This window comes from Duganella sp. LjRoot269, from assembly GCF_964254095.1.
Taxonomy (GTDB): Bacteria; Pseudomonadota; Gammaproteobacteria; order Burkholderiales; family Burkholderiaceae_D; genus Rugamonas; species Rugamonas hordei.
On record NZ_CAXUSL020000001.1, the window covers coordinates 3,215,920 to 3,242,432 of the forward strand.

The 26,513-nt window shown below is 66.9% G+C and carries 25 protein-coding genes; 13 read left to right on the forward strand and 12 right to left on the reverse strand.

The window, feature by feature from the left end; all coding sequences use genetic code 11:
- Window positions 1–9: 9 nt before the first annotated feature.
- From ACSQ3S_RS14445 to ACSQ3S_RS14480, 8 genes are read right to left on the reverse strand one after another with little or no spacing between them, the layout of a single operon-like run.
- Window positions 10–1,653: a methyl-accepting chemotaxis protein gene (locus ACSQ3S_RS14445; protein ID WP_436142782.1), complete on the reverse strand. Its 1,644-nt coding sequence runs from the start codon at window positions 1,651–1,653 to the stop codon at window positions 10–12.
- A 17-nt stretch (window positions 1,654–1,670) separates the two neighbouring features.
- Window positions 1,671–2,024, reverse strand: a complete 354-nt coding sequence (locus ACSQ3S_RS14450; protein ID WP_413446482.1) for a Rieske (2Fe-2S) protein — start codon at window positions 2,022–2,024, stop codon at window positions 1,671–1,673.
- Window positions 2,025–2,034: 10 nt separating this feature from the next.
- Window positions 2,035–2,997, reverse strand: coding sequence for a VOC family protein (locus ACSQ3S_RS14455; RefSeq protein WP_436142783.1), 963 nt, complete (start codon window positions 2,995–2,997; stop codon window positions 2,035–2,037).
- 16 nt (window positions 2,998–3,013) lie between these two features.
- The gene (locus tag ACSQ3S_RS14460) at window positions 3,014–4,174 is read right to left on the reverse strand and encodes an alpha/beta hydrolase family protein (RefSeq protein WP_436142784.1); all 1,161 of its coding nucleotides are present in this window, start codon (window positions 4,172–4,174) and stop codon (window positions 3,014–3,016) included.
- Window positions 4,175–4,189: 15 nt separating this feature from the next.
- On the reverse strand, window positions 4,190–6,553 hold the full coding sequence (locus tag ACSQ3S_RS14465; RefSeq protein WP_436142785.1) for an efflux RND transporter permease subunit: 2,364 nt from the start codon (window positions 6,551–6,553) through the stop codon (window positions 4,190–4,192).
- On the reverse strand, window positions 6,550–7,644 hold the full coding sequence (locus tag ACSQ3S_RS14470) for a YCF48-related protein (protein WP_436142786.1): 1,095 nt from the start codon (window positions 7,642–7,644) through the stop codon (window positions 6,550–6,552). The genes ACSQ3S_RS14465 and ACSQ3S_RS14470 overlap by 4 nt, the downstream gene beginning before the upstream one ends.
- Window positions 7,644–8,999 (reverse strand): DUF1329 domain-containing protein, encoded by a 1,356-nt coding sequence (locus ACSQ3S_RS14475; RefSeq protein WP_176650280.1) that lies wholly within the window; start codon window positions 8,997–8,999, stop codon window positions 7,644–7,646. Before ACSQ3S_RS14475 ends, ACSQ3S_RS14470 begins: the two co-directional genes overlap by 1 nt.
- Window positions 9,000–9,018: 19 nt before the next feature.
- Window positions 9,019–10,659, reverse strand: a complete 1,641-nt coding sequence (locus ACSQ3S_RS14480) for a DUF1302 domain-containing protein (RefSeq protein WP_436142787.1) — start codon at window positions 10,657–10,659, stop codon at window positions 9,019–9,021.
- Window positions 10,660–10,783: 124 nt separating this feature from the next.
- Here ACSQ3S_RS14480 and ACSQ3S_RS14485 point away from each other — a divergent pair, with 124 nt between their 5' ends.
- Together ACSQ3S_RS14485 and ACSQ3S_RS14490 are read left to right on the forward strand one after the other, a co-directional pair.
- Window positions 10,784–11,716, forward strand: coding sequence for a LysR family transcriptional regulator (locus tag ACSQ3S_RS14485; RefSeq protein ID WP_353397767.1), 933 nt, complete (start codon window positions 10,784–10,786; stop codon window positions 11,714–11,716).
- A 140-nt stretch (window positions 11,717–11,856) separates the two neighbouring features.
- A complete protein-coding gene (locus ACSQ3S_RS14490; protein WP_353397769.1) occupies window positions 11,857–12,645 on the forward strand; it encodes a cyclase family protein in 789 nt (262 codons plus the stop codon).
- A gap of 18 nt (window positions 12,646–12,663) precedes the next feature.
- Here the strand turns inward: ACSQ3S_RS14490 and ACSQ3S_RS14495 are convergent, their stop codons facing one another.
- Window positions 12,664–13,839, reverse strand: a complete 1,176-nt coding sequence (locus ACSQ3S_RS14495) for an ABC transporter substrate-binding protein (protein ID WP_436142788.1) — start codon at window positions 13,837–13,839, stop codon at window positions 12,664–12,666.
- 206 nt (window positions 13,840–14,045) lie between these two features.
- Between ACSQ3S_RS14495 and ACSQ3S_RS14500 the strand changes: the two genes are divergently transcribed.
- Window positions 14,046–15,137 (forward strand): porin, encoded by a 1,092-nt coding sequence (locus ACSQ3S_RS14500; protein ID WP_353397774.1) that lies wholly within the window; start codon window positions 14,046–14,048, stop codon window positions 15,135–15,137.
- Here ACSQ3S_RS14500 and ACSQ3S_RS14505 read toward each other — a convergent pair.
- Window positions 15,134–15,973: an IclR family transcriptional regulator domain-containing protein gene (locus tag ACSQ3S_RS14505; protein WP_116988973.1), complete on the reverse strand. Its 840-nt coding sequence runs from the start codon at window positions 15,971–15,973 to the stop codon at window positions 15,134–15,136. The two genes, ACSQ3S_RS14500 and ACSQ3S_RS14505, sit on opposite strands and share 4 nt — an antisense overlap.
- Before the next feature lie 135 nt (window positions 15,974–16,108).
- On the opposite strand from ACSQ3S_RS14505, the gene ACSQ3S_RS14510 reads away from it, so the two are divergent.
- The 7 genes from ACSQ3S_RS14510 (at window position 16,109) to ACSQ3S_RS14540 (ending at window position 22,044) form a co-directional block, all read left to right on the forward strand.
- Window positions 16,109–16,774: a 3-oxoacid CoA-transferase subunit A gene (locus ACSQ3S_RS14510; RefSeq protein ID WP_413446488.1), complete on the forward strand. Its 666-nt coding sequence runs from the start codon at window positions 16,109–16,111 to the stop codon at window positions 16,772–16,774.
- Entirely contained in the window at window positions 16,771–17,415 is a 645-nt protein-coding gene (locus tag ACSQ3S_RS14515; RefSeq protein ID WP_176650287.1) for a CoA transferase subunit B, read from the forward strand. The genes ACSQ3S_RS14510 and ACSQ3S_RS14515 overlap by 4 nt, the downstream gene beginning before the upstream one ends.
- Window positions 17,416–17,426: 11 nt before the next feature.
- Entirely contained in the window at window positions 17,427–18,629 is a 1,203-nt protein-coding gene (gene pcaF / locus ACSQ3S_RS14520) for a 3-oxoadipyl-CoA thiolase (protein ID WP_436142789.1), read from the forward strand.
- A gap of 68 nt (window positions 18,630–18,697) precedes the next feature.
- Window positions 18,698–19,564, forward strand: coding sequence for a branched-chain amino acid ABC transporter permease (locus ACSQ3S_RS14525; RefSeq protein ID WP_436142790.1), 867 nt, complete (start codon window positions 18,698–18,700; stop codon window positions 19,562–19,564).
- A gap of 59 nt (window positions 19,565–19,623) precedes the next feature.
- The gene (locus tag ACSQ3S_RS14530) at window positions 19,624–20,595 is read left to right on the forward strand and encodes a branched-chain amino acid ABC transporter permease (protein WP_353399189.1); all 972 of its coding nucleotides are present in this window, start codon (window positions 19,624–19,626) and stop codon (window positions 20,593–20,595) included.
- A complete protein-coding gene (locus ACSQ3S_RS14535) occupies window positions 20,592–21,350 on the forward strand; it encodes an ABC transporter ATP-binding protein (protein WP_176650291.1) in 759 nt (252 codons plus the stop codon). Before ACSQ3S_RS14530 ends, ACSQ3S_RS14535 begins: the two co-directional genes overlap by 4 nt.
- Window positions 21,343–22,044: an ABC transporter ATP-binding protein gene (locus ACSQ3S_RS14540; protein WP_436142791.1), complete on the forward strand. Its 702-nt coding sequence runs from the start codon at window positions 21,343–21,345 to the stop codon at window positions 22,042–22,044. The genes ACSQ3S_RS14535 and ACSQ3S_RS14540 overlap by 8 nt, the downstream gene beginning before the upstream one ends.
- A gap of 52 nt (window positions 22,045–22,096) precedes the next feature.
- Here ACSQ3S_RS14540 and ACSQ3S_RS14545 read toward each other — a convergent pair whose 3' ends face one another.
- Together ACSQ3S_RS14545 and ACSQ3S_RS14550 are read right to left on the reverse strand one after the other, a co-directional pair.
- Complete coding sequence (locus ACSQ3S_RS14545; RefSeq protein ID WP_353397786.1) at window positions 22,097–22,558, reverse strand: cache domain-containing protein; 462 nt, start codon at window positions 22,556–22,558, stop codon at window positions 22,097–22,099.
- A 110-nt stretch (window positions 22,559–22,668) separates the two neighbouring features.
- A complete protein-coding gene (locus ACSQ3S_RS14550) occupies window positions 22,669–23,163 on the reverse strand; it encodes a MarR family winged helix-turn-helix transcriptional regulator (protein WP_436142792.1) in 495 nt (164 codons plus the stop codon).
- Window positions 23,164–23,290: 127 nt separating this feature from the next.
- Here ACSQ3S_RS14550 and ACSQ3S_RS14555 point away from each other — a divergent pair, with 127 nt between their 5' ends.
- From ACSQ3S_RS14555 to ACSQ3S_RS14565, 3 genes are read left to right on the forward strand one after another with little or no spacing between them, the layout of a single operon-like run.
- Window positions 23,291–24,322: an aromatic ring-hydroxylating oxygenase subunit alpha gene (locus tag ACSQ3S_RS14555; RefSeq protein WP_176650295.1), complete on the forward strand. Its 1,032-nt coding sequence runs from the start codon at window positions 23,291–23,293 to the stop codon at window positions 24,320–24,322.
- A complete protein-coding gene (locus tag ACSQ3S_RS14560; protein ID WP_436142793.1) occupies window positions 24,319–25,284 on the forward strand; it encodes a PDR/VanB family oxidoreductase in 966 nt (321 codons plus the stop codon). Before ACSQ3S_RS14555 ends, ACSQ3S_RS14560 begins: the two co-directional genes overlap by 4 nt.
- A gap of 23 nt (window positions 25,285–25,307) precedes the next feature.
- A complete protein-coding gene (locus ACSQ3S_RS14565; RefSeq protein ID WP_436142794.1) occupies window positions 25,308–26,492 on the forward strand; it encodes an ABC transporter substrate-binding protein in 1,185 nt (394 codons plus the stop codon).
- Window positions 26,493–26,513 lie beyond the last annotated feature (21 nt).

Sequence of the window (26,513 nt, forward strand, 5' to 3'; positions counted from 1 at the left end):
ATGCATGGCTTATATCGATACGATCGATGGCTGTGGTGCCTGGAACAGCTGTACCAGGCCGACCAGCCGTCCCGCTTCGGTGCCGAGCACGGTGGCGGTATCGACCGACGCCGCGCCCATGGCGGCGTTCTGCTGCGTCATCGCGTCCAGCTGGCTCAATACGGTGCCGATCTCGCGCAGGCTGGCGTTCTGCTCGATGGCGGCGCCGGAGATGTCGCTGACCAGCGCCGCCACGCCGTCGCTCATCGTCATCAGCGTGTCGGCGTTGGCCGCCGCATGAGCCACCTGCGCGCTGCTGGCGGCGATGCGGCTGTCCGCCTCGCGGCTCAGGCTTCCGATCTGGGTCGCGGCGCCGGCGGCGCGCTGGGCCAGTGTGCGGACCTCGGCCGCGACCACCGCGAAGCCGCGCCCATGTTCGCCGGCGCGTGCCGCTTCCACGGCGGCGTTCAGCGCCAGGATATTGGTCTGGAAGGCGATGCCGCTGATGATGCCGACAATGTCGTCGATCTTGCGGGTGGTCTGGCGGATGCCCTCCATGCCCGCCGTGACCTGCGCCATCGCGTTGCCGCCGTCCTGCGCCTGGCGCCGCACGCTGTCGGTCTGCGTCTTCGCCAGCTGGGCCGCCTCGGCGCTGCGGGTCACCATGGCCGCCAGGTCGAGCATGGCGGCGGTGGTCTGGCGCAGTCCCGATGCGGTTTGCTCGGTGCGTTCGGACAGTTCGCGGCTGCTGACGGCGATCGCGCTGCTGGCGCCGGCGATCGCACCGGCCGAGGCGTCCAGCCCGCCGACAATACGGCGCAACTTGTCCTGCATGCCGCCGATCGCGCCCAGCAGCCGTCCCAGTTCGTCCGCGCGCCGGACCTGGATCGCCGACGCCAGGTCGCCGCCGGCGATTGATTCGGCCACCCTGGTCGCCTCGGCCACCGGCACCGTGATGTTGCGCGCCAGGCCCAGCGCCAATGGCAGGCTGGCGGCAGTCGCCAACGCCAGCGCCGACAGCAGCAGGGTGCGGGCCTGTTGCGCGCGCTGCCTGGCCTGCAGGTATACCGCCTCGTTGCTGCGGCCGATCCGGGTGACGATGGCGGCGATGCGCTCACGCCATTGCTGCTCCGCGCGCTCGGTCTGCAGCAGCAGGGCGAACGCCGCCTCGGCGCCGGCGCCCTGCACCACCAGATCCATCGCGCGCTCATGCACCGGGGCGATTTCGGCGCGCACCGCGCGGATGGCGGCCAGCTGGCCGGCCAGCGTGGGTTCCTCTTCGCCGGCTTCGGCCGGCAGCGCCGCCAGTTGGGCCTCGGTGCGGTCGTAGCCCGCCTTGGCTTGACGCAGCAGCGCGGATTGCGCTTTCAGGTCCTCGGCATCGGTCATCGGCAGCAGCGTGCGTTCCTGCATGCCGATGTCCAGCAGCGCGGTCTGCAGCCGGTGCGCCAGGTCGGCGCGGCGGGCGTCGCGTTCGACGATGCGCTGCAGCTGGTCCGACGCCGATTGCAGGTGCCACAGCGCCAGCACCGTGGTGGCGCCGAACAGCAGCATCAGCGCTCCCATGCCCAGCAGGAGCCGGGGGCGCAGGCCGAGTTGGCGCCGCTGCCCTTGGGCGGGTCGCGGCCGAAGCAGCGCCAGGGGCAAGAGCCGGCGCCAGCGTATTGGTTTCATGTGGTCTCCTGCTTTTTTTATTGTGGATCGCCGGCCAGCCAGACTTCGCCGGCGGCGTTGACGGCGATGGCCACCGGCGTCAGCGCCTGGCCCAGGCACGGGCCGCGCACGCAGGCGCCTCCGTCGATCTCGAACAGCGCGCCGTGCGCCGCGCAGACGATGTGGCTGCGCTCAGCGTTCAGATAGGCATGCCGGCGCCACGCCATCGGCGTGTCGCCGTAGTGCGGGCACAGGTCGCGGTAGGCATGCAGGCGCCCGCCCTGGCGCACCACCAGCACGCTGTCCTGGCCGCTGCCCAGCGGGTCGAAGCCGCGCGCTTCGCCGTCGGGCAGTTCTTCCAGGCGGCACAGCAGAAGGTCGGAGGCCTGCATGGCGCCCCTCCTAGTGCGCGGCTGGTGGAGCGCCTGCGGCGCCGGGAGGCGGGCCGGATGGCGCCCACTTGTCGCGCGCCTGGAACAGGAACAGCTGCGAGGCGTCGGCGCTCATCGGCACGGTGCGCGGTTGCCAGTCGGCGTCGTGCAGGTCCATGTCGGCGTCGTACTCGACGTGACAACCCAACGGGCTGTTGAAGTACCAGAACCAGTTGGAGCCGAACTTGTGGCGGCCCGGCCCCCAGAACGACTGATAGCCCTTGTCGACGAAGCGGGTGCCGGCCTGCATCAATTCGCTCGGTCCGCCCAGGTGGAAGGTGAAGTGCTCCACGCCCTGCATGAACGGCGGGGTCTTGATCAGGAACAGGGTGTGGTGGTCCAGCGTGCCGGCCGGCTGCAGGAAGGGACCTGCGCCGCCCAGGCGGTCGGTGCAGCGGAAACCGAGGCGTTCGATATAGAACGCTTCCGCCTTGTCCGTATCCGGAACAAAGTAGACCACATGCGACAAGGTGCGCGGCTGGATCACGGCTTGTTCGCTCACCGCCACCACGTTGGCGCCGCGTTGCGCCGGAGCGCCCGGCGCGTTGATGGTTTCCGCCGCCAGCGAAATGGTCCGCCGCACGCTGACCTGGAAGCCCAGCACGAAGCCCGAGTCGTCGGTGCTTTCGATCGAGCCGTCGGGCAGGCGGCGCACTTCGCGGTCCTTGCCCAGTTCTTCGGCGATGGCGCCCAGCGTGGCGCTGTCGGCCACGCCGTAGACGGTCTTGCGCAGCATGGTGCGGGTCGGCAGCGGCGGCGGCAGCGAGGCGTCGTCCTGGTGGGCGATGACGATGGCGGTGCCGTCCAGCGCTTCGAAGCGGCCGCCGGCGGCCGTGACGCCGACCGGCGTCAGGCCGTAGTCGGTCAGGTACTGGCTGCAGGCGGCGACGTCGTCGACGCCGAAAACGAGTGCATCTGGTCCGATGATATTCATGTGTGATTCCTTGTGGTTAGAGGGATACTCGCCCGCCCAGGGTCTCGGCGACCCAGTCGGCTATGTAGGCGCCGGCATTGGCGGAGTTGTCGAAGCTGGAGTGCTGCACGCCGCCTTCGCGTTCGGTGAAGATCTTCAGCTCGCGTTTCGGGCTGTTGACCAGCTGTTCGTAGGTGCGTTCGGCCCAGTGCAGCGGGATCTGCGAGTCTTTGCTGCCGTGGGTGACCAGGAACGGCACCTTGATGCGCTCGATCACGCCGTCCAGGTGCACGTTCTCGGCGATCTTCATGAAGTCGTCCATGTCCTTCGCGCCCCAGACCCACTGCACGTGTGCCCAGTAGTGCGGCACCGGGAAGCTGCCTTCCTTCTGCAGGCGCTTTTTCTGCACGTCGCGCCAGTCGTGGTTGGCGCCCCACACGACGCCGCAGGCGAAGCGCGGCTCGAAGGCCACCGCGCGAGGGCAGTAGTAGCCGCCCAGCGACACGCCTTCGCAGCCGATGCGCTTGGGATCGACGTCGCCGCGCGTCTCCAGCCAGTCGACCACCTTGCTGGCCCATACCTCGGTGTTGTAGACGGCCGTCATGCCGTGCAGGCGCAGGGCTTCGCCGGTGCCCGGCTGGTCGATGATCAGCGAGGACACGCCGCGCTGCGCCAGCCAGCGCGGCAGGCCGACGCGGTATTTCATCTCCTTGGTCGAATCGAGGCCGTTCAGCTGCACCAGCAGCGGCGCGCGGCCGCTGACGCCTTCGGCCCGCACGTACAGGCCGGAGATGTGCGCGTCGCCGTAGGGGATCTCGACCCGCTCGCAGTTTTCGCCGGCCAGCGCGATGCCCTTGGCGAACACGTCGAGGAAGCGCCGGTACAGCGCGACGCGGCCCTCCGCGCCGTGGGCCTGCAGGCGCTCGGCGGTCAGGTAGTAGGTGGCGGCGCGGCCGTACTTGTCGCCGGCCGAGATCAGGCGGCCGCGCGCCTCGTCTTCTTCGGCCAGTTCGCACAGCTTGTCTGCCATGCGTACCCAGGTGGCGCGGAAGGCCTGCGAGCCGGCGGCGTCGGGCTGTTTTGCGGCCTCCTGCAGCGGCGCGCACATCTCCTGGATCTCGCCCATTTTGGCGCCCATCTCGATGGCGAGATTGACCGAGAGATCCCAGACGTAGTTGGTGGGGAAGTAGCGAAACATTGATGCTCCTTTTGGTTAAAGCGGTTTGGCTGCTGGCTTGAGCAGGAAGTGGGACAGGGCCGGCACCAGGATCAGCGCGCCGAGCATATTCCACAGGAACATGAAGCCCAGCAGCAGGCCCATGTCGGCCTGGAACTTGATCGGGCTGAAGACCCAGGTGATGACGCCGATGGCCAGCGTCACGCCGGTCAGCATCACCACCTTGCCGGTGAAGAGCAGCGCGCGGTAGTAGGCGGCCGACAGGCTGGCGCCCTGGCGCAACTGGCCCAGCGTGATGCTGAGGATGTACAGCGCGTAGTCGACGCCGATGCCCACGCCGAGCGCGATCACCGGCAGCGTGGCGACCTTGACGCCCATGCCGAACACCACCATCAGCGCCTCGGCCAGCACGGAGGTCAGCATCAGCGGCAGCACCGCCACCAGCACCGCGCGCCAGGAGCGGAAGGTGATGAAGCACAGCAGCACCACCGCCGCATACACCAGCAGCAGCATGCGGCGCCACGCCTCGTGCACCACGATGTTGGTGGCGGCCTCGATGCCTGCCGATCCCGCCGCCAGCTGGAACTGCACGTCCTTGCTGTTGTTGGCGGCGGCGAAGGCTTCGACGTGGGCCACCACGCGCGCCAGCGTGTCGGCCTTGTGGTCGCGCAGGTAGGCGTAGACCGTCAGCAGGTTGCAGCTGTCGTTGTACAGGCCGCGCGGGGCGCCGGCGGTGACGGTGTTGAGCATGTCCTGGTTGGGCAGGAATTCATACCACTTCGGGTTGCCCTCGTTGAGGCCCACCAGCACGCGGCGGTTCAGCAGCGCCAGGCTGTTGCTGCTCTCGACGCCGTCGATCTGGCGCAGCTGCCATTCCAGCGCGTCGATTTTGTTGAGCGTGTCGTATTGCGAGCACTGGCCGTCCGGCGTCTTGACCATCACCGCCAGCACGTCGCTTGAAGCCCCGTAGGACGCGCTGAGCGCGGCGACGTCGCGGTTGTAGCGGCTGTCGGCGCGCAGCTCCGGCGCGCCCGGATCGAGGTCGCCGATCTTCAGCCGGGTGCTGAGCGCGTAGCCGCCCGCGGCCAGCAGCAGCGCCGCCGCGATGGCGCCGGTGGCCCAGCGGCGGCCGGTGAATCGGTCCAGCAGCGCCCACAGCGGATGGCGCGCCTGGCCGGAGGCCTCGGCCGCCTCGGCGCGCAGGCTGCGCGCGGCGGCGTCGGCGCTGACGCCCGTGTAGCTGAGCAGGATGGGCAGCAGGATCAGGTTGGTGAAGATCAGCATCCCCACGCCCAGCGACGCGGCGACCGCCAACTCGCGGATCACGGCGATGTCGATCGTCGACAGCACGGCGAAGCCGACCGCGTCGGCCAGCAGCGCGGTCAGCCCGGCCAGGAACAGGCGGCGGAAGGTGTAGCGCGCCGCCACCAGCTTGTGCATGCCGCGTCCCACGTCCTGCATGATGCCGTTCATCTTCTGGGCGCCGTGGCTCATGCCGATGGCGAACACCAGGAAGGGCACCAGGATGGAGTAGGGGTCGAGCGCGTAACCAAGCATCGGCAGCATGCCGAGCTGCCACACCACCGCCACCAGCGACGCCAGCACCACCAGCGCGGTCGAGCGCGAGCAGCGGGTGTACCAGTAGACCATGGCGGTGGCGATGGCGACCGCGATGGCGAAGAACACCAGCACCGCGCGCACGCCGTCGATCAGATCGCCCACCAGCTTGGCGAAGCCGGTGATGTGGATGCGCACGCCCTGTTGCTCGTACTTGGCGCGCAGCGCTTCCAGCCGCTGGGCGAACTGGCCGTAGTCGAGTGCCTTGCCGTCGCCGTCGCGCACCAGCAGCGGCACGTAGATCACGCTGGAGCGGGCGTCGAAGGCCACCAGCTGGCCGATTTCGCCGGAACGGGCGATGTTGGCCTGCAGCTGCGCCAGGCTGGCGGCGCCGCCATCGTCATAGCCGTCCGGGATCACCGGGCCGCCTTCCAGTCCGTCCTCGGTCACGCCGACCCAGCGCGTGCCGGGCGTCCACAGGGACTTCATCTGGTTGCGCGCCACGCCGGGCAGCAGGAACACTTCCTCGCTCAGTTTGCGCAGGGTGTCGAGGTAGGCGCGGTCGTAGATGCTGCCGCGCGGATTGTCGACCGCGATGCGCACCGCGTTGCCCAGCCCCGTCAATTCGGCCTGGTTGGCCAGGTAGTTGCGGATGTAGGGATGGTTGGCCGGGATGGTTTTCTCGAAGCTGGCGTTGATGCTCAATTTGGTGGCCTGCCAGCCCAGCAGGGCCGTGACCAGCGCGCAGGCGAACATCACCAGCAGGCGGTTGTTGAACAGCAGCCGTTCGACCAGCGAACCGGAGGCGCGGTCGAATTGCGTCAATTGTTCGGACATGTTCATGGTTTCGCTCCCGGGAACGGCGCGGCCACCGGCATGATGCCCTGCATGGTCAACGCCAGCAGCTGGCCGTTGCGCAGATCGAGCACGCCGTTCAGCGGCGGCAGCGGCGCGGCCGGGGAGGGCGCCAGCGCCTGTCCCTGCACGGTCAGCAGCAGGCCGGCCTGGTTGGCGAACAGCAGCGAACCGTCGGCGCGGATGGCCGACGCGGTGATCGATACCGGCATCGGGCTGGCCAGCTGTTGCCAGCTGCGGCCGCCGTCGGTGGAGCGCCAGGCGTTGCCGCGCAATCCGGCCAGTACCAGCTCATGGTCGTTGGCCGCCGGCAGTTCGGCGGTGAAGAAACTGCCCTGGTAGGGCAGCTCCAGGCGCCGGAAAGTCCGGCCGCCGTCAGTGGACAGCAGCGCCAGTCCGCGCTCGCCGCCGATCAGGATGGCATCGCCGCCCCGGCGCACCGTGTTCAGGTGCAGGCCCTTTGGATTGTCGATGCGGTCCATCCACGAGGTCCAGGTGCGGCCGCCGTCGTCGCTGCCGAAGGCCAGGCCGTAGGCGCCCACCGCCAGCATGCGGCCGCCGCCCAGCAGGCAGACGTCCAGCAGCGGCTTGTCGGCGCCGTCGGCCGCCAGCCGCTCGGCCTCGCGGATGGCGGCGTCGTTGTCGCGGGCCTTGGCCGCCGCCAGCGCCAGCGCGGCGATGCGCTGCCCATCCAGCGTCGCCTCCCAATGGGCGCCGCCGTCTGCGCTGGTCAGGGCCACGCCCGCGTGGCCGACCGCGACGCCGTGCTGCGCGTCGGCGAAGCGCACCGCCGTCAGCGTCACGCTGATCGGAGCGGCGGCCTGGCGCCAGTTTTTACCCTGGTCGTCGCTGAGCAGGATGATGCCGCGCTCGCCGACGGCGACGATGCGCGTCCCCGCCGTGGCTGCGCCCAGCATCACGGCCTGCGCCGCATGCTGCGCCGTCACGGCCGGCCGCAGCCGGGCCGCCGCGACGGCGCCGGGCGGAGCGTCCGGCGCGCCGGCGGCCCATGCCGGCGCGGCACCCAGCGCCAGTGCGCAGTACCATGCGCACTCCAGCAGATACGTTTTCATCGACATCAGCGCGCACCTTCGCCGGCCATGGCGTCAGGGGTGAAGACGCTGTCCTGGTAGCGCGGCTTGAGCGGATACTGCGCCGGCTTCGCGGTGTACAGGTCGCCCACGAAAGCGGTGCCGGAGACCAGGTCGGTGAAGCCGAAGGCGCCGATCACGGTGCCCGGCAGGTCCGGCGCGACAAATGTTTGCGACCACAGCGTCTTCCACAGCTGGCCGTTGGCATCCCAGCGGTCGCCCAGCACGCAGTTCCAGGTGTCCTCGTCGCAGTAGTAGCGGCTCTTCGGCGCCTGATGGCGCTGGCCGGCGCGCAGCGCGGCCTCGACCACCCACACGCGGTGCCGTTCCCAGCGCACGTGGTCGGGATTGAGGTAGGCCTTGCCGATTACCTCGGCGTCGGTCTTGGGCTGCAGCAGCTTGTTGCCGTTGTAGGGGATCAGCATCTCCTGCTTGCCCACCAGCTTCCAGTCGAAACGGTCGGTGCGGCCGGTCCAGGTTGCGATCTCGTCAAAGCTCATCACGCCGGCGGTGGATGGCGTGGGCGTGTCGCAGCACGGATTCGGCAGCTTGCGCACGCGGCGCTGGCCGGTCAGGTAGACCCAGGCCTGGTCCTTGCTCGGATCGATGCTGTCGCGGCCGACGATGGCTTCGCCGGCGCGGATCGGGGGACCGGAATTGATCAGGCGGATCAGCCAGAACTCGTTGGCCTTGGTGAACTGCTCCAGTGAGCCTTCCTGGAAGTAGTACGGCATCTGCAGATCGGCGGTGCCGCTGGTGGTCAGCACGGCCTTGCCGTCGGCGGTCAGCTGGTACTGATTGAGCGGGGCCTGCCAAGAGGTGCCGCGCCAGCGCAGCAGGTGGTTCCACATCACTTCGGCGCCGGTCTTCGGAATGGGGAAGGGGACGCCGCCGTAGGCGCCGCTGACCACGTCGCTGGCCAGCTTGGCGCGGGTGGCGTTCTTGAAGGTGTTGTCATACACCCACTGCGGCGCGGCGGCGGTGCGGTGGGTCTGGTAGACGTCGAGCCGGTAGTCCGGATATTTTTTCAGCATGGCCTTGGTGCCGTCGGTCAGCACGCCGGCATATTGGTCGGCGTTTTTGCCGGTGACGACAAACAAGGGTTTCTCGTCCTTGAACGGATCGCCGCGGCGGCCTCCCGGCTTGTCGCCGGCGATCGCCGTGGTGTAGCCGCCGGTCCAGGCGGGGATGCTGCCGTCCTTGTTGCCGGCCTTTTCGGCGCCCAGCGGCGTCAGTTCGGTTTTCAGCTTGGCCGCTTCCTCGGGCGTGACGGCGGCGGCGGGCAGCGAGGCGGCCAGCGCGGCCAGCGCCGCCAGGGCGGATATCAGGCGTGGGTGTTTCATATGGTCTCCTGTGTGGTTATTAGAAGGTGCGGCGCAGCGACAGCGCGAGGTAATCGCGGTCGGCCAGCGCGTTGCCGCTGCTGTAGACCGGGGCGCCATTGGTCAGCAGCGGGCGGTAGTTGACGAAGGGTTCGGCCTTGCCCAGGTATTTGTTGTAGCTGATGGAGAACTGCCACACGCCCTGGTAGGTGCCGTCCAATCCCAGCGTGGCGGTGCCGCTATGCTTGGCGCCCCAACCCAGGCCGGTGACCGAGGAGTTGCCGTCGACGACGTAGCGCAGGCCGAGCGGCACGTTCAGGTCCAGGCCGGGCAGCGCCTGGCGGTAGCTCGGCGTGTAGATCACTTGCAGCGCCGTGGCGTCGCGCGTGCGCAGGCCGTCCATGGTGTGGAACGGATCGTCCTGCGACAGCGCGCGGTTCCAGGCCAGCTCGCCGATCAGCGACGATTCGCGCGCCAGCCAGTTCGGGCTCAGGGTGCTGAGCCAGGACAGGTTGAGGTGCGCGGTATGGCCGGTGGCGTAGGCCGGCGCGGGCTGCACGTTCGGATAGACCACGTTCTGGTTCGTCAGCGGCATGTTGTTGCGCACCGATGCCTCCAGCGCCAGGCTGCTGTTGCCGATCGCGTGGGTGGCGCTGACGCCCCAGGTGGTGATCGCCTCGGGGAAGATGTAGTACCAGCTGCCCGGGGCGGCGCTGGTGACATTCAGCTGCGAGTAGAACTGGCCGGCCTTGTCGTGGTAGCGCGCGGCGTAGAATCCGAGGTCGGTCTCGTCGAGACGCCATTTGAGTTGGGCGCCGAACTGGCCGCTGTTGGACGGGCGCTGCGCGGCGCCGGGCAGCAGCACGCTGCCGTTGATGAACTCCGGCAGCGTCGAGCCGCCCCAGATATTGTTGGAGGTGTTGAAGTAGCTGCCGGCCGGCGCCATGCGGTCGGCCTCCCAGCGGAACTGGTAGTAGGCGCCCAGGCTCAGGTCCGGGCTCAGTTGCAGCTGGCTGGAGACCTGCGGCACCGGCCGGATGATTTCCTTGAACTGGGCGTTGGGCGAGGACTGCAGCTTCATCACGTCGATCGGCCCTTGCGCGCGGGCGATGCCGTTATCGCCGAAGAACAGCGTCTCGCCGTACACCAGCGCGTGCTGGCCCAGGCGCACGCTCAGCTTGTGGCCCGGGCTCAGTTCCCAGCCGCCGAAGATGAAGGCGTCCAGCACCTCGGCCTTGCGGCCGGCCAGCTTGCGGGTGGCGTCGGGCATGGCGTTGTACGGCGTCTGGCCGTTCAGGGTGTCGCTGGCGTCGGTGCTGCCGCCGTAGGCCTGGTCGTACCAGGCGGCGCCGCTCAGGCGCAGGCCGAAGTCCTTGCGGTAGACGGCGTCGAATTCGCTCAGCAGGTCGACCCGCTTGGAGACCCAGCCCTTGTTGCGGAAGTTGTCGTCGCCGGCGTTGAAGTTCAGCGCCTGCGGGAAGGCCGATGCCGGTACGCCCGGCACCAGTTGGCGGGTGCTGTCGACCAGCAGCGGATTGGCGTCGTGCAGGCGGTACAGCGCGCTGGCCTTGACGGTGTTGTCGAAGCGGATGCTCCAGTCGGGATTGGCCAATTCGATTTCAGCGGCGTGGCCGGCGCCGGCTGCCAGCGCGGCTGCCAGCACGGTCAGGGTTTTGTTCATCTGGGTCTCCATCGTTGTTTTTTGTTTGGAGTGCCCAGTTTGCCGATGCCGGCTATATGTGTAAAATTGATTGTATGCATTCGAAGTATCGATACCATGGATACATTAAAAACAGGGAGACCGCATGCGCTTCAACAAGCTGGATTTGAATCTGCTGGTGGCGCTGGACGCCATGTTCACGCTGCGCAGCGTCAGCCGCGCGGCCGAGCAGCTGCACATGAGCCAGTCGGCGCTCAGCAGTTCGCTGGCGCGCCTGCGCGACTATTTCGACGACGAGCTGCTGGTGCAGGTCGGGCGCCACATGGAGTTGACGCCGCGCGCCGAGGTGCTGCAGGAAGCGGTGCGCGATGTGCTGGTGCGGGTCAATACGACGATCACGGCCACGCCGCACTTTGATCCGACGCAGTCGGACCGCGAGTTCCGCATCTTCGTGTCGGACTTTTCGATGGCGGTGCTGGTGCCGCACTTGCTGGCGCTGGCGCAGGAGCAATCGAGCACGGTGCGCTTCCACCTGCTGCCGCAGACGCGCCAGCCGCAGCGCACACTGGAGCAGGGCGACGCCGACCTGCTGGTGATCCCGCAGGATTACTGTTCGCGCGATCATCCGACCGAGCCGCTGTTCGAGGAGCAGTTCTGCTGCGTGGTGTGGAACGGCAGCCGCTACGCCGCGGCCGGCGAGATGACGCTGGACGCCTACAAGGCGGCCGGTCATGTGGTGATGCAGCCGCCCGGCATGGACCGCACCTTCGAGTACCTGTTCATGGAGGGAACCGGCATCACGCGTCGGGTCGAGGTGACGTCGTTCAGCTTTCTGGGGGCGCCCTACCTGGTGGTGGGCACCGAGCGCGTGGCCACCGTGCACCGCCGGCTGGCGGGCGTGGTGAGCCGCGGCCTGCCGCTGGCGCTGCTGCCGATGCCGATGCCGATGAAGCGCATGGAACAGGTCATGCAGTGGCACAAATACCGCAGCCAGGACCCGGGCCTGGTGTGGCTGCGCGAACTGCTGCACCAGGCGGTGCTGCGCATGGACGCCGCCGCCTTGGGCGGAAATACCTAGCGCCGATCGGCGGCGGGGGCCGCCTCTAGCGCGCGGCGGCCATCGTATCGAAGCGGTGGATGGATGGGATCGACACAAGTGATTGTACAAAGGCGGCGCACGGCGCTTAGCATAGGCATCCAATCACTGAAAGGAACTCCATGCCGCGCCGTTTCGTCGACCTGTCGATCTATCTTGAAAATGACGTGCTGTCCGATCCGCCCATGCTGGCGCCCAAGATCGAGTACCAGAGCCACAAGGAGACGCTGGGCGAATTCATGCATCTGCTGCCCGGCACCAAGCCGGGCGACTTCCCGGACGGCGAAGCCGCCGCCGCCGAGTGGGTGCGCCTGACCACGCACAGCGGCACCCATCTGGACGCGCCCTACCATTTTCACTCGACCATGAACCGCAAGCTGGGCGAGGCGGAGCGCTCGATCACGATCGACGAAGTGCCGCTGGAATGGTGCTTCCAGCCGGGCGTCAAGCTCGACTTCCGCCATCTGCCGGACGGCCACGTGGTCAGCGCGGCGGAAGTGGAGGCGGAACTGGCGCGCATCGGCCACACCCTGCAGCCACTGGAAATCGTCGTGGTCAACACCCGCGCCGGCAGCCGCTACGGCCATCCCGACTACGTCAACGCCGGCTGCGGCATGGGCTACGAGGCCACCATGTACCTGCTGGAACGGGGCGTGCGCCTGACCGGCACCGATGCCTGGAGCTGGGACGCGCCGTTCAGCTTCACTGCGCAGAAGATCCAGGAAACCGGCAACGTGGGCCTGATCTGGGAAGGCCACAAGGCCGGCCGCGACATCGGCTACTGCCACCTGGAGAAGATGCACAACCTGGAGTCGCTGCCGCCGACCGGCTTCACCATCAGCTGCTTCCCGCACAAGATCCGCGCCGCCTCCGCCGGCTGGACGCGGGCGGTGGCGATCTTCGAGGAGTAGGGCGCGGGCCCCGGCTTCCTATTTGCCGGGATCTTTCTGGTTGGCGAACTGGTCGAATTCGACGTTGTAGAGTTCATTGCCGACCTTTTCAACCTTGCGCACGTAGACCGTCTGCACGATGTCGCGGGTTTGCGGATCGATGGCGATCGGTCCGCGCGGGCTGTTCAGCTTGAGGTTCTTCAGGATGGCCATGGCCTGGTCGCCGTCGATCTTGCCGTTCAATTTGCGCGTCACTTCATAGATCGCCGCCATGCCGTCATACGCCGCCACCGCCATGAAGTTGGGACGGCCCGCACCGGGATTGGCGCTCGCAAAACTCTTCAGGAAGGCCGCGTTCTCCGGCGACTTGTGCGCCGCCGAGTAGTGGAAGGTGGTGATCACGCCCAGCGTGGCGTCGCCCATGGCCGGCAGCACGTGGTCGTCGGTCAGGTCGCCGGTGGCGATGACCTTGATGCCGGCTTCGGCCAGCCCGCGCTCGCGGTAGCCCTTCATGAAGGCGATGCCTTGCTCGCCGGCCGGCACGAAGATGAACACCGCGTCCGGCTTGGCGTCCTTGATGCGCTGGATGTAGGGCGCGAATTCCGGATTGCGCAGCGGGACGCGGATCGCTTCCGTCACCGCGCCGCCTCCCTTGACCAGCTCATTCTTGAAGGCCGCTTCGGCGTCGATGCCGGGGCCGTAGTCCGCCACCAGCGTCACCACCTTCTTGATGCCGTTCTTCGCCGCCCATGTCGCCATCGGCGCGGAGATCTGTGGCAGCGTCATCGAAAAACGCGCGATGTAGCTGGACTTGGTGGTGATGATCGACGTCGCCGCGTTCATGACGATCATCGGCTTCTTCGCCTGCTCGGCGATAGGCGCGACGGCCAGCGCCTCCGGCGTCAGGCCGAAGCCGGCCAGGAAGTCGACCTTGTCGCGCACCACCAGTTCCTGCGCCAGCCGCTTGGCGATTTCGGGCGAGGGACCGGTGGTGTCCTTGTAGATGATCTCGATCTTCTTGCCTGCGACGGTGGCGCCGTTCTGCGCCATCCACGCCTTGATGCCGCCCTCCATCTGCTTGCCGTAGTCGGCGAAGGGACCGGAGAAGGCGGCGATCACGCCGACCTTGATGGTGTCCTCGGCTTGCGCAAGCGGCATCGCCGACCACGCGGCGGTGGCGAGTGTCGCAATTGCTACAAATTTTTTCATCGTCATGCTGGTCTCCTGTGTGCTTCTGTTTTCTCTATGAAGAATGGCCCGGCGCGGCGTGTGTCGGCGACGACGGGCTTCAATTCTGCCACGCGGCGTTTGTTGACAGCGCAACGCTTCATGCATAGTATCCAATCTATGTGCGATTAACAACCTATTGTTCGATAATCGCACATCTTAAAATAACGACTGTCAAATAACAGGAGACTGGAATGAAGAACGCAATCCGATGCGCCGCGGCGCTGTTGGCCGGGGTCAGCGCGTCCGCCGCCATGGCGCAAAGCAGTGTCACGGTGTACGGCCTGGTGGATACTGGCCTGGTCCGCACGACCAACGCCAACGCCGCCGGCGCCAGCATCACCAAAATGCCGTCGCTGACGGGATCTTTCCCTTCGCGGCTGGGCTTCCGCGGCAACGAGGACCTGGGCGACGGCTTGCAGGCGGTGTTCACGCTGGAGATGGGGCTGTCGATGGACACCGGCAACATGGGCCAGGGCAACCGCCTGTTCGGCCGCCAGGCGTCGGTGGGATTGAAGGGCGCTTTCGGCACGGTGACGCTGGGCCGCCAGATCAATATGACCTATCTCGCCGGGATCAAGGCGGACGTGCTGGGGCCTAACCTGTTCGCGATCGGCAGCATCGATCCCTATCTGCCGAACGCGCGCAGCGACAACGCCATCGGCTACCTGGGCAACTTCAACAACTTCGTGGTCGGCGCCACCTACAGCACCGGGCGCGATTCGTCGGCCGCCGGCGGTCCCGCCGCCACCGGCTGCCCTGGCGAAGTGGCCGGCAATGCCAAGGCCTGCCGCCAGGTCACCGGCATGGTGGGCTACGAGACCAAGGAATTCGGCCTGAATACTTCCTACGACATCATGTACGGCAACGTCGGCGCGGCCGGCGGCCTGACCAGCAGCGACAACAGCGACAAGCGCATCACCGTCAACGCCTATGCGATGGTGGGGGCGGCCAAGATCGGCGGCGGCGTGGTCGATCGCACCACGCGCGCGGTCACGGGACTGACCGAATCGGATCTGTACTTCCTGGGTGTGAGTTATCCGGTGACGCCGCTGTCCACGCTGGACGTGCAGGTGGCGCGGCGCGACACCAAGAACAGCAGCTCGGACGTGGACATGGTGGTCGCCCGCCTGACCTACTACCTGTCGAAGCGCACCGCCGTGTATGGCGCATTGGGCCGCATGAAGAACTCCGGCACGTCGGCGGTGGCGCTGGACGCCGGCGGTACCGTGGGTGTGGGTATGACGCAGAACGGTGTCATGGCCGGCCTGCGCCACAGCTTCTAAGGCAGCAGTATCGAGAGTTCCTGGGCGCCGCGCAGCAGCACGGGCAGGAACTCTTTTTCCAGTTGCTTGACGCTGACGCGCGACGCCTGCGCGCCCACGTTGAGCGCCGCCAGCACCGTGCCGGACGCGCCGCGCACCGGCACGGCGATGGAACGCAATCCCAACTCCAGTTCCTCGTCGTTGATGGCGTAGCCGGCCTGGCGCACGCCGGCCAGGATCTCGCGCAGCCGCTTCTGGTTGACCACCGTGTTTTCCGTCATCGGTCGCAGCGCGGTGCGGGCCAGGTACTGGTCCAGCTCCGCCGGGGGCAGGTGCGCCAGCATCACGCGGCCCAGCGAGGTACAGTAGGCGGGCAGGCGGCTGCCGGTGTTCAACGCCACCGACATCACGCGCGAGGTGGCGGCGCGTGCCACGTAGAGCACCTCGTCGTCATCCAGCACCGCCAGCGAACTCGATTCGTTCAACGCGCGGCTGATGTTGTTCAGATAGGGTTGGGCCGACACCGTCAGCGGCGTCGACGACAGGTAGGAATAGCCCAGCGTCAGCACCTTGGGGCGCAGCGAGAAATTGTTCAACTCCGCATCCACGTAGCCCAGTTCGCGCAGCGTGTGCAGGCAGCGCCGTACGGCGGCGCGCGGAATGCCGGTTTTCTGGCTGATGTTGGCGATGGTCTGCGGCTTGCGCGAATCGCTGAAGGCGCGCACCACGGCCAGGCCGCGCGCCAGCGAGGTCATGAAACTGGGATCGGTCAGCGCGTCGATCTGCTCGGAGATGCTCGGTTCGTGCTCCGGCTCGGCCTCGGCGACGCTGGTTTTGGGTTTGGTGGTCTTGGACATGGCGTGATTTTAATGCAGCCGGCAGGTTCGATAGGTGTTTTTTTGTTGACCGCGGCGAGCTTACGTTGCTACACTGAGTGTGCGGTAATCAATCATTAGTTCGATTATCGCACAATGAACAGAAAAGGCAGGCATATGATCGACAAAACATTTGCATCACTGGAGCACGCCGTGGCCGACATCCACGACGGCGCGACGGTCATGATCGGCGGCTTCGGCAACGCCGGCATGCCATCCGCGCTGATCGACGCGCTGATCGCGCAGGGCGCGCGCGAGCTGACCATCGTCAACAACAACGCCGGCAACGGTGAAACGGGGCTGGCAGCCCTGATCAAGGCCAGGCGGGTGCGCAAGATCATCTGCTCCTTCCCGCGCCAGGCCGACTCCCATCATTTCGACGCGCTGTACCGCGCCGGCGAGATCGAACTGGAGCTCACTCCGCAGGGCAACCTGGCCGAGCGCATCCGCGCCGCCGGTGCCGGCATCGGCGGTTTCTTTTCGCCGACCGGCTACGGCACGCTGCTGGCGGAGGGCAAGGAGACGCGCCTGATCGACGGCCGCCACTATGTGCTGGAATCGCCCATCCACGCCGACTTCGCGCTGATCAAGGCGCTGCAAGGCGACCGTTGGGGCAACCTGGTGTACCGCAAGACCGCGCGCAACTTCGGCCCCATCATGGCGATGGCGGCCAAGACCACCATCGCCCAGGTGCGGCAGGTGGTGGCGCTGGGCGAACTCGATCCCGAAACGATCATCACCCCCGGCATCTTTGTCCAGCGCGTAGTGAAGGAGGCGGCATGACCAACAAATATACCCGCGACCAGATGGCCGCCCGCGTGGCGCAGGACATACCCGAAGGCGCCTACGTCAACCTGGGCATAGGCTTGCCGACCAAGGTGGCCGATCATCTGCCGGCCGAGCGCGAAGTGTTCCTGCACAGCGAGAACGGCCTGCTGGGCATGGGCCCCGCGCCGGCGCCCGGCGAGGAAGACGAAGACCTGATCAACGCCGGCAAGCAGCCGGTCACGCTGCTGACGGGCGGCGCCTACTTCCACCACGGCGACTCCTTCGCCATGATGCGCGGCGGCCACCTGGACGTGTGCGTGCTGGGCGCCTTCCAGGTGGCGGAAAACGGCGACCTGGCCAACTGGCACACCGGCGCGCCGGATGCGATACCGGCGGTCGGCGGCGCCATGGACCTGGCGATCGGCGCCAAGCAGGTGTTCGTCATGATGGAACATCAGACCAAGGGCGGCGAGAGCAAGATCGTCAGCCGGTGCAGCTATCCGCTGACGGGCGTGGCCTGCGTCAACCGCATCTATACCGACCTGGCCGTGCTGGACGTGACGCCGGCCGGCCTGGCGGTGCGCGAGATGGCGCCGGGATTGACTTTTGAAGAGCTGCAGGCCGCCACCGGCGCGCCCTTGCTGCCGCTGAAATAGGAGAGGACGACATGAACGAAGCATATATCTGCGATGCTGTGCGCACCCCGATCGGCCGTTACGGCGGCGCGCTGAAGGACGTGCGCGCCGACGACCTGGGCGCCGTGCCGCTGCGCGAACTGATGCGCCGTAATCCCGGCGTTCAATGGGACCAGGTGGACGACGTGATCTACGGCTGCGCCAACCAGGCCGGCGAAGACAACCGCAACGTGGCGCGCATGTCGGCGCTGCTGGCCGGGCTGCCGCAGGAGGTGCCGGGTTCCACCGTCAACCGCTTGTGCGGCTCGGGCATGGACGCCATCGGCACGGCGGCCCGCGCGATCCAGGCCGGCGACGCCTGCCTGATGATCGCCGGCGGCGTGGAGTCGATGACGCGCGCGCCTTTCGTCATGGGCAAGGCCGATGCGGCGTTCACGCGCAGCGCGTCGTTGCAGGACACCACGATGGGCTGGCGCTTCATCAACAAGGCGCTGAAGGAAGCCTACGGCGTCGAGACCATGCCGGAGACGGCGGAAAACGTCGCCCAGGACTATGGCGTCAGCCGCGCCGACCAGGATGCGTTCGCGCTGGCCAGCCAGAACAAGACCGCCGTCGCCATCGCCGAGGGCATTTTCCAGCGCGAGATCGTGCCGGTGTCGCTGCCCCAGAAAAAAGGCGATCCGCTGCTGTTCACGCAGGACGAGCATCCGCGCGCCACCACCATCGAGGCGCTGGCCAAGCTGAAAGGCGTGGTGCGGCCCGACGGCAGCGTCACCGCCGGCAACGCCTCCGGCATCAACGATGGCGCCTGCGCGCTGCTGATCGCCAGCGGCGAGGCGGCCGGACGGCACGGCCTGAAGCCGCTGGCGCGCATCGTCGGCATGGCGACGGCAGGCGTTGCGCCGCGCGTGATGGGCATCGGCCCGGTGCCGGCGGTGCAAAAGCTGTTGCGCCAGACCGGCCTGACGCTGGAGCAGATGGACGTGATCGAACTGAACGAAGCCTTTGCCGCACAGGGCCTGGCCGTGCTGCGCCAGCTTGGCCTGCGGGACGACGATGCGCGCGTCAATCCCAATGGCGGCGCCATCGCGCTGGGCCATCCGCTGGGCATGAGCGGCGCGCGCCTGGTGAGCACGGCGACCTACCAGTTGCATCGTACTGGCGGCCGTTATGCGCTATGCACCATGTGCATAGGCGTGGGGCAGGGCATTGCGATGATCATCGAAAGAGTGTGATTCAATGTAGTGTGTAGAGAAGTGGTGGAGACAAAAATGAAAAAACAAAATCAAGACTGGAGGCGGACATGCTAGCCAATTTCGCCGGCGTGCTGTTTGACGGCATCGCCTACGGCAGCCTGCTGTTCCTCATCAGCGTCGGCCTGTCGGTCACGATGGGCATGATGAACTTCATCAACCTGGCCCACGGCGCCTTTGCCATGCTGGGCGGCTATGTCAGCGTGACCGTGCTGGCGCGGCTGGGCGTGCCGTTCCTGGCCTCGCTGCCGTTGGCCTTCCTGGCCTCGGCCGCGGCCGGGCTGGTGCTGGAGCGGCTGCTGTACCGCCGCCTGTACCGGGCCAGCCACCTGGACCAGGTGCTGTTCTCGATCGGCCTGACCTTCATGTCGGTGGCCGGCGCGACCTGGCTGTTTGGGCCGTCGCAGCAGCCGGTGACGCTGCCGGGCTGGCTGCGCGGCCAGGTGCCGCTGTTCGGGCTCGAAGTGGGCGCCTATCGATTGTTCCTGATCGGCGTGGTGGTGCTGGTCACGCTGGCGCTGGGACTGCTGATCGAACGAACGCGCTTCGGCGCGCAGATCCGCGCGTCGGTGGACAACCAGACCGCGTCCGCCGGCCTGGGCATCAATGTCGGCCTGGTGTTCAGCCTGACCTTCGCGCTGGGCTCCGGCCTGGCGGGCCTGGGCGGCGGTCTTGGCATCGACGTGCTGGGCCTCGATCCCACCTTCCCGGTCAAATACATGGTTTACTTCCTGCTGGTGGTCGCCGTGGGTGGCGCCGGCACCATCAAGGGGCCGCTGCTGGCGGCGCTGATACTGGGCGTATTCGACGTGGCCGGCAAATACTACGTGCCGCAGGTGGGCGCCTTCGTCATCTACGGCTTGATGGTGGTGCTGCTGATCCTGTTCCCGGCCGGCCTGATAAGGAGAAAAGCATGAACGCCTTCGCCGAAGCCGCCGTCAAACCGGCGCACTCCGCCACCAACCAGGCACCTGGCATGAACCCACTCCGTTTGCCCAACGACCGCTGGTCGCCGCTGGAAATCGCCTTCTGGCTGCTGCCGGTGGCCGCGTACTTCGCCTTCCCCGGCTATCTGGTGCTGATCAGCCAGATCATGATCGTTGGCCTGTTCGCCTTGTCGCTGGACCTGATGCTGGGCTACGCCGGCATCGTCTCGCTGGGCCACGCCGCTTTCTTCGGCTTGGGGGCCTACACCGCCGGGCTGCTGTCGGTGCACGGCTGGAGCGAACCGCTCAGCGGCCTGCTGGCCGGCGCGGTAGTGGCTGGCCTGTTCGGTTTCGTCGTCTCCTTCCTGGTGGTGCGCGGACAGGACCTGACGCGGCTGATGGTCACGCTGGGCATAGGCCTGATGCTGTTCGAGGCGGCCAACAAGGCTTCCTTCCTCACCGGCGGCGTGGATGGCTTGTCCGGCATGATGGTCGGTAAATTGTTCGGCGCCTTCGAGTTCGATTTGAACGGCAATGTCGCCTACTGCTACAGCTTCGCCGTGCTGTTCATCGTGTTCGTGGTGCTGCGCCGGGTGGTGAAGTCGCCGTTCGGCTTGAGCCTGATCGGCATCCGCGAGGGCGCGCGCCGCATGCCTGCGCTGGGCGTCAACGTCAACCGCCGGCTGGTGGCCGTGTTCACGCTCGCCGCCACGGTGGCCGGCCTGGCCGGCGCGCTGCTGGCGCAGACCACGCAGTTCGTGGGACTGGACTCGCTGGGCTTTCCTCGCTCGGCCGAACTGCTGATCATGCTGGTGCTGGGCGGGACCGGCCGCCTGTACGGCGCGCTGGTCGGCGCCGCCGTGTTCATGCTGGCGCAGGACTATATCGCCGGACTCAATCCGGCCTACTGGCAGTTTTATATCGGCCTGCTGCTGATGGTGATCGTGCTGTTCGCGCGCGGCGGCATCCTGGGCGGGCTGGAAAAAATGGCATCGCGTTTCAAACGGAAGGAGCAGGCATGAGCCAGGACATTACACTGCGCACGGAAGGCCTGACCAAGCGCTGGGGGCCGTTCGTCGCCAACAGCGACGTCAGCCTGACCTTCGAACCCGGCGCGCGCCACGCGCTGATCGGTCCCAACGGCGCCGGCAAGACCACCTTCATCAATCTGCTGACGGGCGGCTTCATGCCCAGCAGCGGCAAGGTCTACCTGGGCGGCGAGGACATCACGCACCTGCCGCAGCACCAGCGGGTGGGGCGCGGCATGACGCGCACCTTCCAGCTCAACACGCTGTTCGCCGGCATGACGGTGCTGGAATCGGTGGCGCTGGCGATCTGCGAGCGGCGCGGCCTGCAATCGGTCTGGTACAAGACGGTCGCCAAACATGCCGACGTGATCGACGAGGCGATGGCCCTGCTGGCCACGCTCAAGCTGACCGACCAGGCCAACAGCGTCACGCGCAGCATGGCCTACGGTAAGCAGCGGCTGGTGGAAATCGCGCTGGCGCTGGCCACCAGGCCGCGCATCCTGCTGCTGGACGAGCCGGCCGCCGGCATCCCGCAGGCGGAGAGCAAGGAGCTGTTCGAGGTGCTGGCGCAATTGCCGCGCGACGTGACGGTGCTGTTCATCGAACACGATATGGGACTGGTGTTCCGCTTCGCCGACCGTATCACGGTGATGGTGGGCGGCAAAGTGCTGACCGAGGGCACGCCGGCGGAGATCGCGGCCGATCCGCGCGTCAAGGAAGTTTATCTGGGGGAGGCCGAACATGGGTGAGCTGCTGGCGCTCGATAAAGTCACCGCCGGTTACGGCGAGTCCATCGTGCTGGAAGAGGTGTCGTTCACGCTGAACGAGGGCGACAGCCTGGCGCTGTTGGGCCGCAACGGCGTCGGCAAAACCAGCCTGCTGGTAACGCTGATGGGATTGACGCGGCTGCACGGTGGCGGAATCCGCTGGGCCGGCGGCGACATCGCGCGCATGCCCACGCACCGGCGCGCGCGCGCGGGCCTGGGCTGGGTGCCGCAGGAGCGGCATATGTTCCCGTCGCTGACGGTGGAGGAACATCTGACGGTGGTGGCGCGTCCCGGCCGCTGGAATCTGCAAAAGGTCTACGAGATATTCCCGCGCCTGGCCGAACGCCGCACCAACATGGGCAACCAGTTGTCCGGCGGCGAGCAGCAGATGGTGGCGATTGCGCGGGCACTGATGACCAATCCGCGCATCCTGCTGCTGGACGAGCCGATGGAAGGCCTCGCCCCCATCATCGTGCAGGAGCTGGTGCGGGTGATACGCCGGCTGGTGCAGGAGGAGGGCATGTCGGTGATCGTGGTCGAGCAGCATGCGCGGCTGGCGTTGTCGCTGACCCAGCGCGCCATCGTGCTCGATCGCGGCCGCATCGTCCACGACTCGGACAGCGCCAGCCTGCTGGCCGACGGCGACAAGCTGGATCGCCTGGTCGCCGTGGCCTGAGGCGGCGGCCCTTGTTGGTGATGGCGGCATCCGGCATGCCGCCATCGGTTTATTATTTCTTGTCGTAGATGCCGACGCTGACCATGTATTTATCGTCCACCTTGCGCACGAAGGCGGACTTGGGTTCAAGCGCCTTGGACGTCGGATTTGGCCACACATAGTCCACCCAGCCCGGTTTGCCGGACTGGGCGACCTTCCTCATCTCCTGGGTGAAGTATTTGCCGTTGGAGTCTTTCAGCTCGGTCATGTCCTTGCCGTTCATTTTCGGCAGCAGGGGATGGCAGACCATCTTGCATTGCATGTCCTGCACCACGACATACACCTCGCCCTGGATATAGCCTTGCTTGGGATCGGCGAACTCCTTGCAGGCTTCGTCGACGCCTTTTTTCTGGATGTTGGCCGCCGCCTTGTCCGCGAGCTCGATGGCGGCGGTCTTGGCGGCGTTTTGCGCGAACGCGGGCAGGGTGGGGACAAGCAGCATGGCGGTCAGGCCGGCGATGGCGTAGCGTTTCATAAGGTCTCCTGTTGTAGTCATGGGCGCACCCGGATGCCGGGCGGCAGACCATGATACCTCAAGGTTGTGCGATTAAAACACTATTGTGCGGTAGTCGAACATTATGTTTTTCAGCTTTCCTCGCGTGCGGCGGGCACCGCTCTGCTCAGCGGCGCGCGGCTTTGTTCGTTGTTTTCCTGCACCAGCTTGGTCAGCAGCTCCATGAATTTCAGCTGCTCCGGGCCGCTGAGCGGGGCCAGCAGACGGCGCCGCAAGCGCTGGGAGCCTGGAATCAGATCGGCCAGCAGCTGTTCGCCGGTAGCGGTGATGGTCAGGGCGCGCTGGCGGCGGTTGGTCGGAATCACAGTGCGGTTCAGCAGTCCCTTTTCTTCCAGCCGCCCGCAGACGGTGGCGCCGGTGGAGGTGTCGATGCCGCTGATGGCCGACAGCGATACCTGGTCGATGCCGGCGTGGCTTTCCAGATTGCGCAGCATCGCGTACTGCACCGGGGTCAGCTCGTCGCCCATTTCGTCGTAAAAAATCGACACCGAGATTTGCTGCGCCCGGCGCAGCAAGTGGCCCGGGTGTTCGTACAGATTGGTCAATTGGCTCTCTGTTTCAGGCATGGCGTGGTCTCCGCGTGCGCGGTGTAAAAAAGAATTCGTACCGGGTGTTTACTTTGCCGGTTTCAGGGCTATACTTTACAACATTCAGTGCACTGAATATTAATCTAAAACGGAACGAGGAGACGAGATGTACCCTAAAAATACCTGGTACGTGGCCTGCACCCCGGACGAAATCGACGGCAAGCCGCTGGGACGCCAGATCTGCGGCGAGAAGATCGTGTTTTATCGCGGAGCGGAGGGCAAGGTGGCGGCGGTGGAGGATTTCTGCCCGCACCGCGGCGCGCCGCTGTCGCTGGGCTTCGTGCGGGACGGCCAGCTGGTGTGCGGCTACCACGGCCTGGAGATGGGCTGCGACGGCAAGGTGATCAGCATGCCGGGCCAGCGCGTGCGCGGCTTCCCCTGCATCCGCAGCTATCCGGTGGAAGAGCGCTACGGCTTTATCTGGGTCTGGACCGGCGAGCGCGAACTGGCCGATCCGGCGCTGATCCATCATCTGGAATGGGCGGACAATCCGGCCTGGGCCTACGGCGGCGGCCTGTATCACATCAACTGCGAATACCGCCTGATGATCGACAACCTGATGGACCTGACGCACGAGACCTATGTGCACGCGTCGAGCATCGGCCAGAAAGAGATCGACGAGGCGCCGGTCAGCACCCGGGTCGAGGGCGAGGAGGTGATCACCAGCCGCTATATGGAAAACATCATGGCGCCGCCGTTCTGGCGCGCGGCCTTGCGCGGCAACGGCCTGGCGGACGACGTGCCGGTGGACCGCTGGCAGATCTGCCGCTTCACGGCGCCCAGCCACGTGATGATCGAGGTCGGCGTGGCGCATGCGGGCAAGGGTGGTTACGACGCCGCGCCGGAACACAAGGCTTCCAGCATCGTGGTCGATTTCATCACGCCGGAAAGCGAAACGTCGCACTGGTACTTCTGGGGCATGGCGCGCAACTTCAAGCCCGATGACCAGGAGCTGACCGACACCATCCGCGAAGGCCAGGGCAAGATATTCGGCGAGGACCGGGCGATGCTGGAGCTACAGCAGGCCAACATCCTGCGCCATCCCGAACGCAAGCTGCTGATGCTGAATATCGATGCCGGCGGTGTGCAGTCGCGCCGCGTGCTGGACCAGTGGCTGGAGAAGGAGCGGGCCGTATGAGTACCGATCTCCTGCAGGTCCGGGTCGAGCGCAAGCAGCAGGAGGCCGAGGACATTTGCAGCTATGAGCTGGTCAGTCCCGACGGCGCGGCGCTGCCGGCTTTCGAGGCCGGCGCGCATATCGACGTCCATCTCGGCTCCGGCCTGGTGCGGCAGTACTCGCTGTGCAATCCGCCGCATGAACGTCACCGCTACCTGATCGGCGTGCTGCGCGATCCATCGTCGCGCGGCGGCTCGAAGGCCATGCACGACGGAGTGCAGGCCGGCGCCACGCTGCGCATCAGCGCGCCGAAGAACCACTTCCCGCTGGCGGACTCCCAACGCAGCCTGCTGCTGGCCGGCGGCATCGGCGTCACGCCCATCCTGGCGATGGCGGAAGCGCTATCGGCGCAGGGCGCGGCGTTCGAGATGCACTACTGCGCGCGCTCGCCCGAGCGTACCGCTTTCCGCCAGCGCATCGCCGCCGCGCCGTTCGCGCCGCAGGTGCACTTCCACTACGACAGCGGCGACGCCGCGCAGAAGCTGGACCTGCCGGCGCTGCTGGCGCGGCTGGACCGCCAGACGCACATCTATCTGTGCGGTCCGGCCGGCTTCATCGACCATGTGAAGGCCACGGCCAAGGCGCATGACTGGCCGCAGGACCAGTTGCACCTCGAATACTTCGGCGCCGCCGCCGCGCCGGCCACGGAAGGCGACCAGCCGTTCGAGGTGAAGCTGGCTTCCAGCGGCAAGGTGTATGCCATCCCGGCCGACAGCACGGTGCTGCGCGTGCTGAACGACGCCGGCGTGTTCATACCCGCGTCCTGCGAGCAGGGCGTGTGCGGCACCTGCCTGACGCGCGTGCTGGACGGCGTGCCGGACCACCGCGACCTGTATCTGGACGAGGCGGAGCAGGCCGCCAATGACCAGTTCACCCCATGTTGTTCGCGTTCCCAAACCGCCACGCTGTTGCTGGACTTATAAATCAACTAAAACGAGGAGACACCATGAGAGACCCCATCAACCACCAACGCCGCCAGCTGCTGCTGGGCGCCGCCGCCGTGTCGGCCGGAGTGCTGCCGTCCATCGCCGCCGCCGCCGAGCCGCTGAAGGTCGGCCTGGTCGTGCCGATGTCCGGCCCGTTCGCCTCCACCGGACGCCAGATCGAGGCGGCGGTGCGGCTGTACCTGCGGCAGCATGGTGCCAGCGTCGCCGGCCGTCCGGTCGAGATCATCCTCAAGGACGACGGCGGCGTGTCGCCGGACGTGACCAAGCGGCTGGCGCAGGAACTGGTGGCGCGCGACAAGGTGCAGGTGCTGGCCGGGTTCGGCCTGACGCCGCTGGCCTTCGCCGCCGCGCCGGTCGCCACCCAGGCCAAGGTGCCGATGATCGTGATGGCCGCCGCCGCGTCGGCGGTGCCGCAGCGCTCCCCGTACATCGTGCGCACCGGCTTCACGCTGGCGCAGGTGACGGCGCCGATGGCGCAGTGGGCCGCCAAAAACAAGATCAAAAGCGCGGTGAGCCTGGTCAGCGATTACGGGCCGGGGCTGGACGCGGAAAAGGTGTTCGCCAAGGGCTTGCTCGAAGGCGGCGGCAAGATGCTCGACAGCCTGCGCGCGCCGCTGCGCAACCCGGACTACGCGCCATTCCTGGCGCGGGTCAAGGATTTGAAGCCGGACGCGCTGTTCGTGTTCGTGCCGTCGGGCGAGGGCGCCGCTGTGCTCAAGCAGTTCACCGAGCGCGGGCTGGCGGCCGCCGGCATACGGCTGATCTGCACCGGCGACGTGCTCGATGACGACCTGATGGCCAGCATCGGCCCGGCCGCCGCTGGTGTCGTCAGCAGCCATCACTATTCGGCGGCCCATCCATCGGCCGAGAACAAGGCGTATGTGGAAGCCTTCGTCAAGGCGAATCCCGGCATGCGGCCCAACTTCCATTCGGTCGGCGCCTACGACGGCATGCACCTGCTGTACCAGGCGCTGAGGCAGACCAATGGCGACAGCGACGGCGACAAGCTGCTGGCGGCGATGAAGGGCATGGCGTGGACCAGCGTGCGCGGCCCGGTCAGCATCGACGCCGCCAGCCGCGACATCGTGCAGACCGTGTACATCCGCAAGGCCGAGGCCTCCGCCGGCTCCTTCTACAACATCGAGTTCGACCAGGTCGACAAGGTGCGCGACCCGGGCGTATAGCGCCAGGCGGGACGGCGGCCC

What these genes read in the sequence shown, in the direction of transcription:
- ACSQ3S_RS14445 (WP_436142782.1), bottom strand. Translation starts at nt 1,653, where the DNA reads ATGAAACCAATACGCTGGCGCCGGCTCTTGCCCCTGGCGCTGCTTCGG.
- ACSQ3S_RS14450 (WP_413446482.1), bottom strand. Translation starts at nt 2,024, where the DNA reads ATGCAGGCCTCCGACCTTCTGCTGTGCCGCCTGGAAGAACTGCCCGAC.
- ACSQ3S_RS14455 (WP_436142783.1), bottom strand. Translation starts at nt 2,997, where the DNA reads ATGAATATCATCGGACCAGATGCACTCGTTTTCGGCGTCGACGACGTC.
- ACSQ3S_RS14460 (WP_436142784.1), bottom strand. Translation starts at nt 4,174, where the DNA reads ATGTTTCGCTACTTCCCCACCAACTACGTCTGGGATCTCTCGGTCAAT.
- ACSQ3S_RS14465 (WP_436142785.1), bottom strand. Translation starts at nt 6,553, where the DNA reads ATGAACATGTCCGAACAATTGACGCAATTCGACCGCGCCTCCGGTTCG.
- ACSQ3S_RS14470 (WP_436142786.1), bottom strand. Translation starts at nt 7,644, where the DNA reads ATGTCGATGAAAACGTATCTGCTGGAGTGCGCATGGTACTGCGCACTG.
- ACSQ3S_RS14475 (WP_176650280.1), bottom strand. Translation starts at nt 8,999, where the DNA reads ATGAAACACCCACGCCTGATATCCGCCCTGGCGGCGCTGGCCGCGCTG.
- ACSQ3S_RS14480 (WP_436142787.1), bottom strand. Translation starts at nt 10,659, where the DNA reads ATGAACAAAACCCTGACCGTGCTGGCAGCCGCGCTGGCAGCCGGCGCC.
- ACSQ3S_RS14485 (WP_353397767.1), top strand. Translation starts at nt 10,784, where the DNA reads ATGCGCTTCAACAAGCTGGATTTGAATCTGCTGGTGGCGCTGGACGCC.
- ACSQ3S_RS14490 (WP_353397769.1), top strand. Translation starts at nt 11,857, where the DNA reads ATGCCGCGCCGTTTCGTCGACCTGTCGATCTATCTTGAAAATGACGTG.
- ACSQ3S_RS14495 (WP_436142788.1), bottom strand. Translation starts at nt 13,839, where the DNA reads ATGACGATGAAAAAATTTGTAGCAATTGCGACACTCGCCACCGCCGCG.
- ACSQ3S_RS14500 (WP_353397774.1), top strand. Translation starts at nt 14,046, where the DNA reads ATGAAGAACGCAATCCGATGCGCCGCGGCGCTGTTGGCCGGGGTCAGC.
- ACSQ3S_RS14505 (WP_116988973.1), bottom strand. Translation starts at nt 15,973, where the DNA reads ATGTCCAAGACCACCAAACCCAAAACCAGCGTCGCCGAGGCCGAGCCG.
- ACSQ3S_RS14510 (WP_413446488.1), top strand. Translation starts at nt 16,109, where the DNA reads ATGATCGACAAAACATTTGCATCACTGGAGCACGCCGTGGCCGACATC.
- ACSQ3S_RS14515 (WP_176650287.1), top strand. Translation starts at nt 16,771, where the DNA reads ATGACCAACAAATATACCCGCGACCAGATGGCCGCCCGCGTGGCGCAG.
- pcaF (WP_436142789.1), top strand. Translation starts at nt 17,427, where the DNA reads ATGAACGAAGCATATATCTGCGATGCTGTGCGCACCCCGATCGGCCGT.
- ACSQ3S_RS14525 (WP_436142790.1), top strand. Translation starts at nt 18,698, where the DNA reads ATGCTAGCCAATTTCGCCGGCGTGCTGTTTGACGGCATCGCCTACGGC.
- ACSQ3S_RS14530 (WP_353399189.1), top strand. Translation starts at nt 19,624, where the DNA reads ATGAACCCACTCCGTTTGCCCAACGACCGCTGGTCGCCGCTGGAAATC.
- ACSQ3S_RS14535 (WP_176650291.1), top strand. Translation starts at nt 20,592, where the DNA reads ATGAGCCAGGACATTACACTGCGCACGGAAGGCCTGACCAAGCGCTGG.
- ACSQ3S_RS14540 (WP_436142791.1), top strand. Translation starts at nt 21,343, where the DNA reads ATGGGTGAGCTGCTGGCGCTCGATAAAGTCACCGCCGGTTACGGCGAG.
- ACSQ3S_RS14545 (WP_353397786.1), bottom strand. Translation starts at nt 22,558, where the DNA reads ATGAAACGCTACGCCATCGCCGGCCTGACCGCCATGCTGCTTGTCCCC.
- ACSQ3S_RS14550 (WP_436142792.1), bottom strand. Translation starts at nt 23,163, where the DNA reads ATGCCTGAAACAGAGAGCCAATTGACCAATCTGTACGAACACCCGGGC.
- ACSQ3S_RS14555 (WP_176650295.1), top strand. Translation starts at nt 23,291, where the DNA reads ATGTACCCTAAAAATACCTGGTACGTGGCCTGCACCCCGGACGAAATC.
- ACSQ3S_RS14560 (WP_436142793.1), top strand. Translation starts at nt 24,319, where the DNA reads ATGAGTACCGATCTCCTGCAGGTCCGGGTCGAGCGCAAGCAGCAGGAG.
- ACSQ3S_RS14565 (WP_436142794.1), top strand. Translation starts at nt 25,308, where the DNA reads ATGAGAGACCCCATCAACCACCAACGCCGCCAGCTGCTGCTGGGCGCC.